The organism is Saccharothrix sp. 6-C (genome assembly GCF_016695385.1).
GTDB classification, from domain to species: Bacteria; Actinomycetota; Actinomycetes; order Mycobacteriales; family Pseudonocardiaceae; genus Actinosynnema; species Actinosynnema texasense.
Genome location: NZ_CP064192.1, coordinates 7,034,984 through 7,049,160 on the forward strand (window position 1 = coordinate 7,034,984; position 14,177 = coordinate 7,049,160).

Here is a 14,177-nt window from a genome sequence, read left to right on the forward strand (position 1 = left end):
GGACGCGAGACGATCACCGGGAAGGACAGAGCGCGCTGGCGACCAGGCGCAGGTCGATGTGACCCCGCCCGTCGGTCATGGCGCGAAAAGACATGGTGACGAGGGTGGCAGCCGCCTCGCCGCCGCGCAACCACGTCCCACGAACTGGACCCGTCAGAGTGACCGGAGCACGTCCTCGACGAGGTCGGCGGTGTCCTCGCAGCCCGCGGACAGCCGCACCAGGCCCTCGGGCACCGGGTCGCCCCACTGCGCCCGCCGGTCCAGGCTCGTGTGCAGGCCGCCGAAGCTCGTGCTCGCGTAAACCAGCCGCGACCGCTCCAGGAAGGACGCCACCGCGCCCTCGTCGGCCAGCACGAACGTCAGCACCCCGCCGAACCGCCGCATCTGCCGCGACGCCACCTCGTGCGCCGGGTCCCCCGGCGCGCCCGGCCACCGCAGCCCGCTGACCGCCGGGTGGTCCTTCAAGACCTCGTGCAGCGCCGCCGCGTTCTCCGCCTGCCTGCCCAACCGCAGGTCGAGCGTGCCGAGACCCCGGTGGGCCAGCCACGCCTCGAACGGCCCGGGGATCGCGCCGCCGGTCGTCCGCGCCGCCCGCACCCGTTCCGCCAGGTCCGGGTCCGAGGTGGACACGTGGCCCAGCAGCACGTCGCTGTGCCCCGCGACGGCCTTCGTGTCGCTGCTCACCACCGCGTCCGCGCCCAGCAGCAGCGGCTGCTGCCCCAACGGCGTGGCGGTGGTGTTGTCCACCGCCACCAGCGTGCCCGCCGCGTGCGCGGCGGCCACCAACGCGCTGATGTCGCACACGTCCAGCCCGGGGTTCGACGGCGACTCCAGCAGCACCAGCCGCACGCCCTCGAACGACGGGTACGGCCCGGCCGTCGGCGCCTCGACCACCTCCACCGGCATGTCGGCGACCAGCGTGCGCGTCAGGTAGTAGCCGTCGCTCGGCACCACCACGACGTCACCGGGCGCGAGCACGACCCGCAGGAACGTCGAGATCGCCGCCATCCCGGACGGGAACAGCACGGTCGTGCCGCCGTCCAGCTCGCCCAGCGCCACCTCCAACGCCCGCCACGTCGGGTTGTGCACCCGCCCGTAGGTGTCGGCGCCGCCCAGGTGGTACGCGGACGCGAACACCGGCCCGGCCAGGAACGGCTCGCCCCGCACCGCCGGCGTCGAGTGCACCACGCGGGTGCCGTCGCCCCAGGTCATTGCCGTTCCGCCTTCCGCTCGCGCCCGAGCAGCGCCGTCGTCAGCACGCGCGGGTCCAGTCCTTCGTGGCACACCTGGTGCACGCCGTCGGTGATCGGCATGTCCACGCCCACCCGCGCGGCCAGCTCCCGGATCGACGAGCACGACTTCACGCCCTCGGCGACCTGCCCGTGCGCGGCCTCCTGCGCCTGCGCCAGCGAGTCGCCGAGACCCAGCCGCTCGCCGAACGACCGGTTGCGCGACAGCGGCGAGGCGCACGTGGCCACCAGGTCGCCCAGCCCGGCCAACCCGGCGAACGTCAACGGGTCCGCGCCCAGCGCCGCGCCCAACCGCGCCGTCTCGGCGAGACCGCGGGTGATGATCGAGGCCATCGTGTTGTCCCCGAACCCCATGCCCGCCGCCATGCCGCACGCCAGCGCGATCACGTTCTTGCACGCGCCACCGAGCTCGCAGCCCACCACGTCGACGTTGGTGTACGGCCGGAAGTAGGAGTTCGAGCACGCGTGCTGCAACTCCACCGCGCGGTCGTGGTCGGTGCAGGCGATGACCGTCGCGGTGGGCTGCTCGGCCGCGATCTCCTTGGCCAGGTTGGGCCCCGACACCACCGCGACCTGGTCCTCCGGCACGCCGGCGACCTCGCGGACCACCTCGCTCATCCGCTTCAGCGTGCCCAGCTCGACCCCCTTGGCCAGGCTGACCAGCGTCGCGCCCGCCGGCAGCCACGGCCGCCAGCCGCCCAGGTTCTCCCGCAACGTCTGGCTCGGCACCGCCAGCACCACGGCCCCCGCCCCGGCCAGCGCCTTGCGCGCGTCCGACGTGGCGGTCAGGTTCGGGGGCAGCGCCACACCCGGCAGGTAGTCGTCGTTGACGCGGCCCGCCGTGATGGCGTCGGCCACGTCGGAGCGCCGCGCCCACAGCACCACGTCCGTGCCGGAGTCCGCGAGCACCTTCGCGAAGGCGGTGCCCCACGACCCGGCGCCCAGCACCGCGACCCGGTTCACGTCAGGCCTTCTTGGTGTAGAAGCCGTCGGGCGCCTGCTCCTCGCGGATCTCCGCGAGCAGGCCCTTCACGTCGTTCATCAGCACGTCGGTCACCTCGCGCAGCAGCGCCAGGTTCTGCGGCCTGCTGCGGTAGGCGTCCAGGTCGGCGGGCGGGCCCACCTTCGTCACCACGGTCTTGCGGGGGAACGGCCGGAACTTCTTCCGGTAGTGGTCGTAGACCTCGCGCGTGCCCCACCGCGCCGCGGGCAGCACCGGCACGTCGTGCTCCAGCGCGAGCCGCGCGACCCCGGTGCGCGAGGCCATCGGCCAGCCGTCCGGGTCGCGCGTGATCGTGCCCTCCGGGTAGATGATCACGACGAGGCCCTGCTCCAGGGCTTCGTGGGCGGCGCGCAGGCTCTGCTGCGCGTCGGCCGTGCCCCGGTACACCGGGATCTGCCGGGCGCCCCTGACCACCGTGCCGACGAACGGGACGTTCCACAGGCTGTGCTTGGCGAGGAAGTGCGGCACGCGGCCCTGCCTGTGCGTGAAGACGGCGTCGTAGACGGGGTCCAGGTGCGACACGTGGTTCATCACGATGAGCGCCCCGCCCGTCCTGGGCACCCTCTCCGCGCCTTCGTCGCGCCGCCGCGCCATCACCGCGGTGGCGGGGTAGAAGACCGCCGCGGCGAGCCCGACCCAGAAGCCGCCCTTCTCCTTGGCCACGTGCACTCCCTCTTCGTCGTGGACCTGGAGTCTTCCCCACGTCGCCAGGGGCGACAATCAGGCCCGAGGCCCCTGGCCAGGTCCAGCCGGCATCCGGGAGTATGGCGGGGTGGGAGCCGACGTCGACCTGGTGGTACCGGTCAAGACCCTGCAACGGGCCAAGACCCGGCTGGTCGGCGCCCGGCTGGACCGCCCGGCGCTGGCCCTGGCGTTCGCGGTGGACACCATCGCCGCGGCGCTGCCGGCCGTCCGCCGTGTGGTGGCCGTCACGTCCGACCCGTCGGTCGTCGCGGAGCTGCGGGCGCTCGGCGTCGAGTCGATCCCCGGCCCCGAGGGCCTGAACGAGTCCCTGCGCCACGGCTTCGACGTCCTGCGGTCCCGCGACCCCGCCTCCGCGATCGGCGCCCTCCAAGCCGACCTGCCGGCCCTCCGGACCGCGGAGCTCGCCGCCGCCCTCGCCGCCGCGCGCGGCCGCTCGTTCTGCCCGGACCGCCAGGGCACCGGCACCACGCTGCTCCTGTCGTCCCCCGGCGGCGACCTCGCGCCCGCCTTCGGACCCGGCTCCGCCGCCGCCCACTCGACCTCGGGGGCCACTCCCCTGCTCGGCCCGTGGCCGTCGCTGCGCCACGACGTCGACACCGCCGACGACTTGCGCCTCGCCGCCGACCTGGGCCTGGGTCCGCGCACCGCCGCCGCCGTCACGCCCGTCGGCGGCTGAGACCCCGTTCCCCCGGTCCGGTCAGGACTCCTTGGGCTAGCTTTGCCCCCGTGACCGACCACCCGACCGAGCGCGAGCAGGCCACGGTGAGCGCCCACCACCCCGACGGCTCGGCCACCGTGCTGCGCGACGACGGCGTGCTGGTCGACGTGACGGCCGAAGCCGTCGCCGAAGGCGGCTGGCGCTCGCTGCGCCCCGGCCAGCGGGTCGCGCTCGTGCGGGACGCCGCTGGTGACGTGCGCGGCGTGCTCCGCCCGGTGTGACGCGGAGTTCACTTCCTCGTCGGCTCAGCTCAGCGCGCAGCCGCCCATATTGGGGAACAATGCTGATCGTGAGCACGGAAGACACTCCCGACCAGCCCGCGCCGAAGCGACGGACGAGGACGCCGCGGACCGCGCCCGCCGCGAGCACCCCCCGCCGCCGTCCGCGCCCGGCCACCCGCCGCGGCGCCGCAGGCACGCGTGCGGGCACGACGGCGGCCACGGCGCAGCAACCCGCGCCGGCCGACGGCGCGTCCCGGTCGTTCCCGAGCTCGCCGCCCGCGGTCACGGCCACCGAGGCCCAGGCCGACCTGCCCGACGACCGGTACTTCAACCGGGAGCTGTCCTGGTTGGACTTCAACGCCAGGGTGCTCGCGCTGGCCGAGGACGCCTCCCAGCCGTTGCTGGAGCGGGCGAAGTTCCTGGCCATCTTCGCCTCGAACCTCGACGAGTTCTACATGGTCCGGGTCGCGGGCCTGAAGCGCCGCGACGAGACGGGCCTCTCGGTGCGCAGCGCGGACGGGCTCACCCCGCGCGAGCAGCTGGCGAACATGTCCAAGCGCGCCCAGGGCCTGGTCGAGCAGCACGCCAGGGCGTTCCTCGACCACGTGCAGCCGGAGCTGGAGAAGCACGGCATCAGCATCGTCAACTGGGCGCAGCTCAGCGACTTCGAGCAGCTGCGGCTGTCCAACTACTTCACCGACCAGGTGTTCCCGGTGCTCACACCGCTGGCCGTGGACGCCGCGCACCCGTTCCCCTACATCTCCGGCCTGTCGCTGAACCTCGCCGTGACGGTGCGCGACCCGGAGGGCGGCGCGGAGCGGTTCGCGCGCATCAAGGTGCCGGACAACGTGCCGCGCCTGGTCCGCGTGGAGAGCGACCGGACCAGCCCGACGGCGACGTTCCTGCCGTTGGAGGAGCTGATCGCGGCGCACCTCGGCGAGCTGTTCGCGGGCATGCAGGTGATCGAGTGCCACGCGTTCCGGGTCACCCGCAACGCCGACCTGGAGGTCGAGGAGGACCAGGACGAGGACCTGCTCAAGTCGTTGGAGCGGGAGCTGGCGCGCCGCCGGTTCGGGCCGCCGGTGCGGCTGGAGATCGCCGACGACATGACCGAGCACATGCTGGAACGGCTGCTGCGCGAGCTGGAGGTCGACCCGCACGACGTCGTCCAGGTGCCCGGCCTGCTGGACCTGTCGTGCCTGTGGCAGCTCTACAGCGTGGACCGCAAGCAGCTCAAGGACGCGCCGTTCGTGCCCGCGACGCACTCGGCGTTCGGCGAGCGCGAGACGCCCAAGAGCATCTTCGCCACCCTCCGCGAGGGCGACGTGCTGGTGCACCACCCGTACGACTCGTTCTCCACGTCCGTCCAGCGGTTCATCGAGCAGGCGGCGGCCGACCCGCGCGTGCTGGCCATCAAGCAGACGCTGTACCGCACGTCGGGCGACTCCCCGATCGTCGACGCGCTGATCGACGCGGCCGAAGCGGGCAAGCAGGTCGTGGCGCTGGTGGAGATCAAGGCGCGGTTCGACGAGCAGGCGAACATCAAGTGGGCGCGCGCGCTGGAGAAGGCGGGCGTGCACGTCGTCTACGGCCTGATGGGGCTCAAGACGCACTGCAAGACCTCGCTGGTGGTGCGGCAGGAGGGCTCGCGGATCCAGCGGTACTGCCACATCGGCACCGGCAACTACAACCCGAAGACGGCCCGGCTGTACGAGGACATCGGCATCCTCACCGCCGAGCCGACCATCGGCGCGGACCTCACCGACCTGTTCAACGTGCTCACCGGGTACGCCCGGCAGGACCACTACCGCAGCCTGCTCGTCGCGCCCTACGGCGTGCGGCGTGGGATCGTGGAGCGCATCGAGCGCGAGGTCGAGCACGCCCGGGCGGGCGCGCCCGCCGGTGTGCGCATCAAGGTGAACTCCCTGGTCGACGAGCAGGTCATCGACTCGCTGTACCGGGCGTCGCAGGCCGGCGTGCGGGTGGACGTGGTGGTGCGCGGCGTGTGCGCGTTGAAGCCGGGCATCAAGGGGCTGTCGGAGAACATCCACGTCCGGTCCGTCCTCGGCCGGTTCCTGGAGCACTCGCGGGTGTTCCACTTCGTCGGCTCGGGCGAGCACTGGATCGGCAGCGCCGACATGATGCACCGCAACCTGGACCGGCGGGTGGAGGTGCAGGTGCGGGTGACCGACCCGAAGCTCACCGCGCAGCTCGACGCGATGATGGACTCGGCGCTGGAACCCACCACGCGGTGCTGGGTGCTGCAACCGGACGGCGAGTGGGAGGCGTCGCCCGCGGACGGCACCAGGGTGCGCGACCACCAGACCGAGATGCTGCGCACCCACCGCGCGATCGGGTGAGTCGGTGATCCGGGCAGCGGGCGCCGTGCTGTGGCGCGAGGGTTCCGTGGCGGTCGTGCACCGGCCGCGGTACGACGACTGGTCCCTGCCGAAGGGCAAGCTGGACCCCGGTGAGACCGTGCCGGCCGCAGCGGTGCGCGAGGTGCTGGAGGAAACCGGGTACCACGCCGTGCTGGGTCGGCACCTGAGCCAGGTGTCGTACCGCGCTTTCGGCAAGCCGAAGGTCGTGGACTACTTCAGCGCGCGGGTCGCGGCGGGCGAGTTCACGCCGAACGACGAGGTGGACGAGCTGCGGTGGGTGCCGGTGGCCGAGGCGGCTTCCCTGGTGACGAAGCACACGGACCGCTCGGTGCTGGCGGCGTTCGCGGCGGAGCCCACCGACTTGGCCACCGTGCTGCTGGTGCGGCACGCGAAGGCGGGCAAGCGGGACAACTGGCCCGGTGACGACGACCTGCGGCCGTTGAGCTCGGCGGGGTGGCGGCAGGCCGGCGGGTTGCGGTCGATGCTGCCGCTGTGGGGGCCGGTGCGGGTGCACTCCGCGCCCAGGGTGCGGTGCGTGGAGACCGTCCAGGGGGTGGCGGAGGACCTGGGCATCGGCGTGCTGCTGGAGCCGAGGTTGTCCGAGGAGGGGTTCTGGCCGGACCGCGAGGCCGGGTTGGTGCGGCTGCTGGAGATCGCGGACGGCCCCGGCACACCGGTCGTGTGCAGCCAGGGCGGGGTGATCCCGGACATCGTCTCCACCCTCGCCGACCTGGGCGGTCTGTCGTTGGACGGCACGCCGTGCAAGAAGGGCAGCGCGTGGCTGCTGGCGTTCCGGCGGCCGGAGCCGGGCTGGTCCACTTCGGACTCGCACACGTCCTGGCCGCGGCTGGTCTCGGCGCACTACTTCCCCACCGCGCTGCCCGCCCCGACCGCCTGATCCGGGCGGCCCACTAGGCCGGTCGGGTCACGCCGGGAGTCCGTTCGAGCACCGCGGGTTCGCCGCCGGCGACCCGCGATCCGGGCACGCGTTCCGGGCTGCGGGCCACGGCCCCGGCCCGTTCCGGGCGTTCAACTCGGCTGTTCCGAACGCAGGACACGGCTGTTCCGAACGCAGGACATGGGCGTTCCGGAGGTAGGACACGCGGGGGTTCGGGGTTCCGAGGGGCTGAGGAGGTCGCTGCGGGGCCGGGACAGGGCCGGTAGGGGGAAAAGCGCCAGGGCCCGGTGCGCGTCCGCACCGGGCCCTGAGCGTCTGTTGCGTGCCTGGCCGGTGATCACCCGGCCCGACTTCACTTCTTCTTGGCCGGGGCCTTCTTCGCCGCGGCCGCCGGCTTCGCGGCTGCGGCCGTGGTGGCCTTCGCCGTCGTCGCCTTCGCCGTGGTGGCCTTCGCCGTGGTGGCCTTCTTCGCCGCCGCGGGCTTGGCCGCGGTCGCCGTCGTCGCCTTCGCCGTCGTCGCCTTCGCGGCGGTGGCCTTGGTCGCGGTGCTCTTGGCAGGCGCGGCCTTGGTGGCGGTGGCGGCGGGCTTCGCAGCCGCGGCGGTCCGGCGGGTCGCCGGCGCCTTGGTGGCTGCCGCAGCCGCACGCGTGGCCGTACCGGTGCTGCGCGTCGCGCGCGCAGTGGTGGTACGAGCGGTGGTGCTGCGGGTCGCCGGCGCCTTGGTGGCAGCGGCCGGCTTGGCCGCCGCACCGGCGGCGGCGGGCTTGGCGGCCGTCACGCGCGGCAGCTTCTTCGTGCCGCTGATGACGTCCTTGAACGTCGAACCCGCGCGGAACGCGGGCACGTTGGTCTTCTTGACCTTCACGGTCTCACCGGTGCGCGGGTTGCGAGCGGTGCGTGCCGCACGGGCGCGCTTCTCGAAGACACCGAAACCGGTGATGTTGACCTTCTCGCCCTTGTGGACGCTGCGGACGATGACGTCGACGATGCCGTCGACAGCGGCAGCGGCGTTCTTCTTGTCGCCAAGGCGCTCGGCGAGCGCCTCGATGAGCTGGGCCTTGTTCACCTTCAGTCCCTCCCAGGACGCTCACGGCCCTAGTCGGGCCGACTGATTGCCCACGGTAAGCCCATATGCAAGGAAATACCAATCGCCACGCCAGATTTCTTGTTGTGGCGTGGGCAATTACGACCTGTCGAGGGACACCCGGGCGGCCGGCGGAGGGATCGAAGGGGTCGGATTCCCGCTGTTCGGAGGGAATGCGACCCCTTCCCCGGTCACCCCGCGGGCAGCGGATCGGTAGTCGGCAACCAACCCTGCCTGCGCTGCTCGAACTCCGTGATGTCGTCGGCGTGGCGGAGGGTCAGGGCGATGTCGTCCAATCCCTCCAGCAGCCGCCAGCGGGTGTACTCGTCGACGGTGAAGGGGGCGGTGAAGTCCTTCGCCACAACCGTGTTCCGGGTGAGGTCGACGGTCACCTCGGTGCCCGGCTCGTTCTCCAGCAGCTTCCACAGCAATTCGACATCGGACTGCTCGCACTGGGCCGCCACGAGGCCCTGCTTGCCCGCGTTGCCCCGGAAGATGTCGGCGAACCGGGACGAGATGACCACCCGGAAGCCGTAATCCATGAGCGCCCACACGGCGTGCTCCCGGGACGACCCGGTGCCGAAGTCGGGCCCGGCGACGAGCACGCTGCCCGCCCGGAACGCCTCCTGGTTGAGCACGAACTGCTCGTCACCGCGCCAAGCGGCGAACAGGCCGTCCTCGAAGCCCGTGCGGGTCACGCGCTTGAGGTAGACGGCCGGGATGATCTGGTCGGTGTCCACGTTGGACCTGCGCAGCGGAACGCCGACCCCGGTGTGCCTGGTGAACGCTTCCATGTTCCTAGAACTCCCTCAGACCAGGTCGGCGGGCGACGACAGCGTGCCGCGCACAGCGGTGGCGGCGGCCACGAGTGGCGAGACCAGGTGGGTGCGCCCACCCTTGCCCTGCCTGCCCTCGAAGTTGCGGTTGGAGGTCGACGCGCTGCGCTCACCCGGCTTGAGCTGGTCCGGGTTCATGCCCAGGCACATCGAGCAGCCGGCCTGGCGCCACTCGGCGCCCGCCGCCAAGAACACTTCGTGCAGTCCTTCGGTCTCGGCCTGCGCGCGCACCCGCATGGACCCGGGCACGACGAGCATCCGCACGCCGTCGGCCACCTTGTGGCCGCGCAGCACGTCCGCCGCCGCCCTCAGGTCCTCGATGCGGCCATTCGTGCACGAGCCGAGGAAGACGGTGTCGACGTGGATGTCGCGCAGCGGGGTGCCCGCTTCCAGGCCCATGTAGGTCAGGGCCTTCTCGGCGGCCACGCGCTCGTTCTCGTCGACGATGGCCTCGGGGTCGGGCACGCTGGCGCTCAGCGGCAGGCCCTGGCCGGGGTTGGTGCCCCAGGTGACGAACGGCGTCAGCTCGTCGGCGTCGAGGCGGACCTCGGCGTCGAACTCGGCGTCGTCGTCGGTGCGCAGGGTCTTCCAGTACTCGACCGCCGCGTCCCAGTCCGCGCCGGACGGCGCGTGCGGACGGCCCTGGATGTAGTCGAACGTGGTCTGGTCCGGCGCGATCATGCCCGCGCGGGCGCCCGCCTCGATCGACATGTTGCACACGGTCATGCGGGCTTCCATGGACAGCGCCTCGATCGCGCTGCCCCGGTACTCCAGGACGTAGCCCTGGCCACCGCCGGTGCCGATCTTCGCGATCACCGCGAGGATGATGTCCTTGGCCGTGACACCGGGCTGCAACTCCCCGTCGACCGTGATGGCCATGGTCTTGAACGGCCGCAGCGGCAGCGTCTGGGTGGCCATCACGTGCTCCACCTCGGACGTGCCGATGCCGAACGCCAACGCGCCGAACGCGCCGTGCGTCGACGTGTGGCTGTCACCGCAGACGACCGTCATGCCGGGCTGGGTCAGACCCAGCTGCGGGCCGACGACGTGCACGATGCCCTGCTCGGCGTCGCCCATCGGGTGCAGCCGCACGCCGAACTCCGCGCAGTTCTTGCGCAGCGTCTCGACCTGCGTCCGCGACACCGGGTCGGCGATGGGGAGCTCGATGTCGATCGTCGGGACGTTGTGGTCCTCGGTGGCGATCGTGAGGTCCGGGCGGCGGAGCCCGCGCCCCGCCAACCGCAGGCCGTCGAACGCCTGCGGGCTGGTCACTTCATGCAGCAGGTGGAGGTCGATGTAGAGCAGGTCCGGCTCCGCGCCACTGCCGTGGCGCACGACGTGTGCTTCCCACACCTTCTCCGCGAGCGTGCGGCTCATCGCAACTCTCCCAAGATCTGGACAGTCGATAGATCTGGACTTCCCAGACAGTGGGAAGTTAGTATCGGCTTGTGGGACAGCATAGCGGGATCGGCGTGCTCGACAAGGCAGTGGCCGTCTTGAACGCCGTCGCAAAGGATCCGTGTGGGCTCGCCGAGTTGTGCAACCGGACGGGCTTGCCGAGGGCTACCGCGCACAGGTTGGCGGTCGGGCTCGAGGTGCACCGGTTGCTGCGACGGGGTTCCGACGGCCGCTGGCGCCCGGGCGCGGCACTGGCGGAGTTGGCGGGCGGTGCCACCGACCCGCTGCTCGACGCGGCGTCCTCGGTGTTGCCGAGGTTGCGCGACATCACGGGGGAGAGCGTCCAGTTGTACCGGCGGGACGGGATGCAGCGGATCTGCGTGTCCTCCGCGGAACCACCGAGTGGTTTGCGCGACACCGTGCCGATCGGCGCGCGATTGCCGATGACGGCGGGTTCCGGCGCGAAGGTATTGGCGGCGTGGTCCGATCCGGGAACTCAGCGGTCCGTTCTCGCGGACGCCGTTTACGGCGAGCGCACATTGTTGGAAGTGCGCCGCCGGGGTTGGGCACAATCGGTGGCGGAACGGGAACCGGGCGTGGCGAGCGTTTCCGCGCCGGTCCGGGACAGCACCGGCACGGTGGTCGCCGCGGTGTCGGTTTCCGGCCCCATCGACCGCATGGGCCGCCGTCCGGGCGCCCGCTGGGCCGCGGACCTCCTGGCCGCCGCCGAGGCCCTCCAGAGCCGTCTCTGAGGCCTGGCTTGCACTAATGGGCTCCCGTTCCCGCCACACGCCGATCGGTGGCGGGAACGGGAGCCCGCTTGCGCGGGGGTGCAGGGGGCGAAGCCCTCCTGCCCGGGGTCCGGGGGTGGAACCCCCGGTGTAAATGCGAAAGATCCCTGTTTCGCATAAGCGAAACAGGGATCTCCCTGATCTGTAGCCCCGATGGGATTCGAACCCACGCTACCGCCTTGAGAGGGCGGCGTCCTAGGCCGCTAGACGACGGGGCCGGGAACTTTCGATATTCACTTTAGCAGATCTTGTCTTGCTGTCCTGCGTTGCGAGTAGCTTACCACACTTGGTTTCGCACTTCGCAGCTGGGGTACCAGGACTCGAACCTAGACTAACTGAACCAGAATCAGTCGTGCTGCCAATTACACCATACCCCATTGGTTTCCCGGTTCGACTCCCTGTCGGTCTTGCTCAGGGGGCCTCTCCGTTCCGCCGGGAGGAATACTAGACCACGTACCCGGCGGAACGGAAATCGGGGTCACGCGGAGGCGGCGGACAGCTCGCAGACCAGCAGTTCCGGCAGCTCAGCGAGGCTGGTGATGGCGGAGATGCCGGCGGGCAGCACGCCTTCGCGCGGGCCCTGGCGGTTCAGCCACACGCCCCTCATGCCCGCGTCGCGGGCGCCGATCGCGTCGGCGTGCAGGCGGTCGCCGATGTGCACCGTGTCACCCAGGTCCACGCCGAGGTCCGCGCAGGCGGTGTCGAAGATCACCCGGTCCGGTTTCGCCGCGCCGACCTCGCCGGCGATGAGGACCGTGTCGAAGTACTGCGCGAGCCCCAGCGAGGCGATCTTCACCCGCTGGTGGTTGCCTGAGGCGTTGCTCACGGCCGCCATGGGCAGACCGGTGGCCCGCAACCACTCGAGGCAGGGCACGACGTCGGGGAACAGCCGCCAGCCGGACGCGAGGACTTCCTGCCGGCGCAGTTCCCGGCGGGTCGCCTCCTCCTGGTCCAACTCCTCGCCGAGGGCCGCGAAGAAGGCACGGGTGCGGATGTTGCGCATCGTCTCGTACTCGAGCTCGCCGGCGAGGAGCCGTTCGCAGTGCTCATCCGTGATGCGCTGCCACAGCGGCCAGGCGTCGGCGTTGCCGACCATCGCGGCCAGGGCGGCCCGGGACGAGGTGCTGTAGTCGACGAGGGTGTCGTCGACGTCGAGGCACACGGCCCGGATCTCGCCGGTTCTCCGAGGGGTGAAAGTCGGGGCTGCGGTTGTCACCCCGTGAGGCTAGGTGCGGTCGCCCCTCGTCCGACTCGACCAGAGAGGTGATATCTAGGGGTTCTTGCACGGTCAAGCACCCCTGAACCGACCGAACGCACCAGTCAGATTGCCCCGAGCGCGCGGCGCAATCGCCCGATCGAGCGACTCTGACCCAGTAGTTCCATGGATTCGTACAGTGGCGGCGAGACGGTACGACCCGTCACGCCGACCCGCACGGGGGCGTACGCCTTGCGCGGTTTGAGGCCCAGTCCGTCCACAAGCGACACCTTCAGCGCCTCCTCGACGGAGGCGGCCGTCCACTCCGGAAGCGGCTCCAGGGCGGCGATGGCCGCTTCGAGCACGGGCCGCGCGTCCGGGCCCAGCGCCTTGGCCGCCGAGTCCTCCTCGGGGGCGAAGTCCTCCTCCGCGACGAACAGGAACCGCACCATTCCGGACGCTTCGGACAGCACGACGAGCCGCTCCTGCACGAGCGGCGCGACGCCCGACAGCAGGGCGACCTGCTCCGGCGTCGGCTCGGCCGGCAGCACGCCGTCCTTGACCAGGTAGGGCAGCACGCGGCTGACGAAGTCCTCGACCGGCAGCGCGCGCAGGTGCGTGGCGTTGATCGCCTCGGCCTTCTTCAGGTCGAAGCGGGCCGGGTTGAGGCTGACCTTGTCCAGCTCGAACGCCTCGACCAGCTCGGTCACGGTGAAGATGTCGCGGTCGTCGGCGATGGACCAGCCGAGCAGCGCCAGGTAGTTCAGCAGGCCCTCGGGCAGGAACCCGCGGTCGCGGTAGAGGAACAGGTTCGACTGCGGGTCGCGCTTGGAGAGCTTCTTGTTGCCCTCGCCCATCACGTACGGCAGGTGGCCGAACCGCGGCGTGAACGTGGTCACGCCGATCCGGGTCAACGCCCGGTACAGCGCGATCTGGCGCGGGGTCGACGGGAGCAGGTCCTCGCCGCGCAGCACGTGCGTGATGCCCATCAGCGCGTCGTCCACCGGGTTCACGAACGGGTACAGCGGGTCGCCGTTGGCGCGCAGCAGCACGGGGTCGGGCGTGTTGCCCGCCTTGAACGTGATCTCGCCGCGCACGAGGTCGTCCCAGGTGATGTCCTCGTCGGGCATCCGCAGCCGCAGCACCGGTTCGCGGCCCTCGGCCCGGAACGCGGACTTCTGCTCGTCGGTGAGGCCGCGGTCGTAGCCGTCGTAGCCGAGCTTCGGGTCCTGGCCCGCGGCCTTGCGGCGGGCCTCGATCTCCTCGGCGGTGGAGAACGACTCGTACAGCTCGCCCGCCTCGAACAGGCGCTTGGCGATGTCGGCGTAGAGGTCGCGGCGCAGGCTCTGCCGGTACGGCGCGTGCGGGCCGCCGACCTCGGGGCCCTCGTCCCAGTCCAGCCCGAGCCACCGCATGGCTTCCAGCAGCGAGAGGTACGACTCCTCGGAGTCGCGGGCCGCGTCGGTGTCCTCGATCCGGAACACCGCGGTGCCGCCGGTGTGGCGGGCGTACGCCCAGTTGAACAGGGCGGTGCGAATCATCCCCACGTGGGGGGTGCCGGTCGGCGACGGGCAGAAGCGGACGCGGACCTCTGAAGATGCTGCTGATGCGCTCATGACCCGATCAGAGTATCGGGCTTGACCGGGGCGTCGCGCAGGAGCATCCTGAAGTTATTCAACTGGTGTTGAAAATGTGAG

The 14,177-nt window shown here is 71.4% G+C and carries 13 protein-coding genes and 2 tRNA genes; 5 read left to right on the plus strand and 10 right to left on the minus strand.

Annotated elements, in window-relative coordinates; genetic code table 11:
- Positions 1–153 precede the first annotated feature (153 nt).
- The 3 genes from IOD16_RS29925 to IOD16_RS29935 are packed head-to-tail and all read right to left on the minus strand — an operon-like array spanning position 154 to position 2,916.
- On the minus strand, positions 154–1,212 hold the full coding sequence (locus IOD16_RS29925) for a cystathionine gamma-lyase (protein WP_123745896.1): 1,059 nt from the start codon (positions 1,210–1,212) through the stop codon (positions 154–156).
- Positions 1,209–2,213, minus strand: coding sequence for an NAD(P)H-dependent glycerol-3-phosphate dehydrogenase (locus tag IOD16_RS29930; protein WP_201437015.1), 1,005 nt, complete (start codon positions 2,211–2,213; stop codon positions 1,209–1,211). The genes IOD16_RS29925 and IOD16_RS29930 overlap by 4 nt, the downstream gene beginning before the upstream one ends.
- Position 2,214: 1 nt before the next feature.
- Positions 2,215–2,916 carry a lysophospholipid acyltransferase family protein gene (locus IOD16_RS29935; RefSeq protein ID WP_123748379.1) on the minus strand — a complete coding sequence of 234 codons (702 nt, stop codon included), beginning with the start codon at positions 2,914–2,916 and terminating at the stop codon, positions 2,215–2,217.
- A gap of 109 nt (positions 2,917–3,025) precedes the next feature.
- On the opposite strand from IOD16_RS29935, the gene cofC reads away from it, so the two are divergent.
- Genes cofC through IOD16_RS29955 form a run of 4 tightly spaced genes read left to right on the plus strand, consistent with a single transcriptional unit; the run spans position 3,026 to position 7,176 of the window.
- Positions 3,026–3,634: a 2-phospho-L-lactate guanylyltransferase gene (gene cofC / locus IOD16_RS29940; protein WP_201437016.1), complete on the plus strand. Its 609-nt coding sequence runs from the start codon at positions 3,026–3,028 to the stop codon at positions 3,632–3,634.
- 50 nt (positions 3,635–3,684) lie between these two features.
- Positions 3,685–3,897 carry a hypothetical protein gene (locus tag IOD16_RS29945; protein ID WP_201437017.1) on the plus strand — a complete coding sequence of 71 codons (213 nt, stop codon included), beginning with the start codon at positions 3,685–3,687 and terminating at the stop codon, positions 3,895–3,897.
- A 59-nt stretch (positions 3,898–3,956) separates the two neighbouring features.
- Positions 3,957–6,257 (plus strand): RNA degradosome polyphosphate kinase, encoded by a 2,301-nt coding sequence (locus tag IOD16_RS29950; RefSeq protein WP_201437019.1) that lies wholly within the window; start codon positions 3,957–3,959, stop codon positions 6,255–6,257.
- A 7-nt stretch (positions 6,258–6,264) separates the two neighbouring features.
- Positions 6,265–7,176, plus strand: coding sequence for an NUDIX hydrolase (locus tag IOD16_RS29955; protein WP_201441628.1), 912 nt, complete (start codon positions 6,265–6,267; stop codon positions 7,174–7,176).
- Positions 7,177–7,528: 352 nt separating this feature from the next.
- Here IOD16_RS29955 and IOD16_RS29960 read toward each other — a convergent pair whose 3' ends face one another.
- The 3 genes from IOD16_RS29960 to leuC form a co-directional block, all read right to left on the minus strand.
- Positions 7,529–8,242, minus strand: a complete 714-nt coding sequence (locus tag IOD16_RS29960; RefSeq protein WP_201437020.1) for an HU family DNA-binding protein — start codon at positions 8,240–8,242, stop codon at positions 7,529–7,531.
- Between the two features lie 209 nt (positions 8,243–8,451).
- Complete coding sequence (gene leuD / locus IOD16_RS29965; RefSeq protein ID WP_123745891.1) at positions 8,452–9,054, minus strand: 3-isopropylmalate dehydratase small subunit; 603 nt, start codon at positions 9,052–9,054, stop codon at positions 8,452–8,454.
- A gap of 15 nt (positions 9,055–9,069) precedes the next feature.
- Positions 9,070–10,473, minus strand: a complete 1,404-nt coding sequence (leuC, locus tag IOD16_RS29970) for a 3-isopropylmalate dehydratase large subunit (protein ID WP_123745890.1) — start codon at positions 10,471–10,473, stop codon at positions 9,070–9,072.
- Positions 10,474–10,544: 71 nt separating this feature from the next.
- On the opposite strand from leuC, the gene IOD16_RS29975 reads away from it, so the two are divergent.
- On the plus strand, positions 10,545–11,246 hold the full coding sequence (locus tag IOD16_RS29975; protein WP_170185238.1) for an IclR family transcriptional regulator: 702 nt from the start codon (positions 10,545–10,547) through the stop codon (positions 11,244–11,246).
- 184 nt (positions 11,247–11,430) lie between these two features.
- On the opposite strand, the gene IOD16_RS29980 is transcribed toward IOD16_RS29975, so the two are convergent.
- The 4 genes from IOD16_RS29980 to gltX form a co-directional block, all read right to left on the minus strand.
- Positions 11,431–11,503: transfer RNA gene (locus IOD16_RS29980), tRNA-Glu, on the minus strand.
- 87 nt (positions 11,504–11,590) lie between these two features.
- A tRNA-Gln gene (locus tag IOD16_RS29985) sits at positions 11,591–11,662 on the minus strand.
- A 101-nt stretch (positions 11,663–11,763) separates the two neighbouring features.
- Positions 11,764–12,501: an HAD family hydrolase gene (locus tag IOD16_RS29990; protein ID WP_236594468.1), complete on the minus strand. Its 738-nt coding sequence runs from the start codon at positions 12,499–12,501 to the stop codon at positions 11,764–11,766.
- Positions 12,502–12,605: 104 nt separating this feature from the next.
- Positions 12,606–14,096: a glutamate--tRNA ligase gene (gene gltX, locus IOD16_RS29995; protein ID WP_201437022.1), complete on the minus strand. Its 1,491-nt coding sequence runs from the start codon at positions 14,094–14,096 to the stop codon at positions 12,606–12,608.
- Between the last annotated feature and the right edge of the window lie 81 nt (positions 14,097–14,177).

What these genes read in the sequence shown, in the direction of transcription:
- IOD16_RS29925 (WP_123745896.1), bottom strand. Translation starts at nt 1,212, where the DNA reads ATGACCTGGGGCGACGGCACCCGCGTGGTGCACTCGACGCCGGCGGTG.
- IOD16_RS29950 (WP_201437019.1), top strand. Translation starts at nt 3,957, where the DNA reads ATGCTGATCGTGAGCACGGAAGACACTCCCGACCAGCCCGCGCCGAAG.
- leuD (WP_123745891.1), bottom strand. Translation starts at nt 9,054, where the DNA reads ATGGAAGCGTTCACCAGGCACACCGGGGTCGGCGTTCCGCTGCGCAGG.
- leuC (WP_123745890.1), bottom strand. Translation starts at nt 10,473, where the DNA reads ATGAGCCGCACGCTCGCGGAGAAGGTGTGGGAAGCACACGTCGTGCGC.
- gltX (WP_201437022.1), bottom strand. Translation starts at nt 14,096, where the DNA reads ATGAGCGCATCAGCAGCATCTTCAGAGGTCCGCGTCCGCTTCTGCCCG.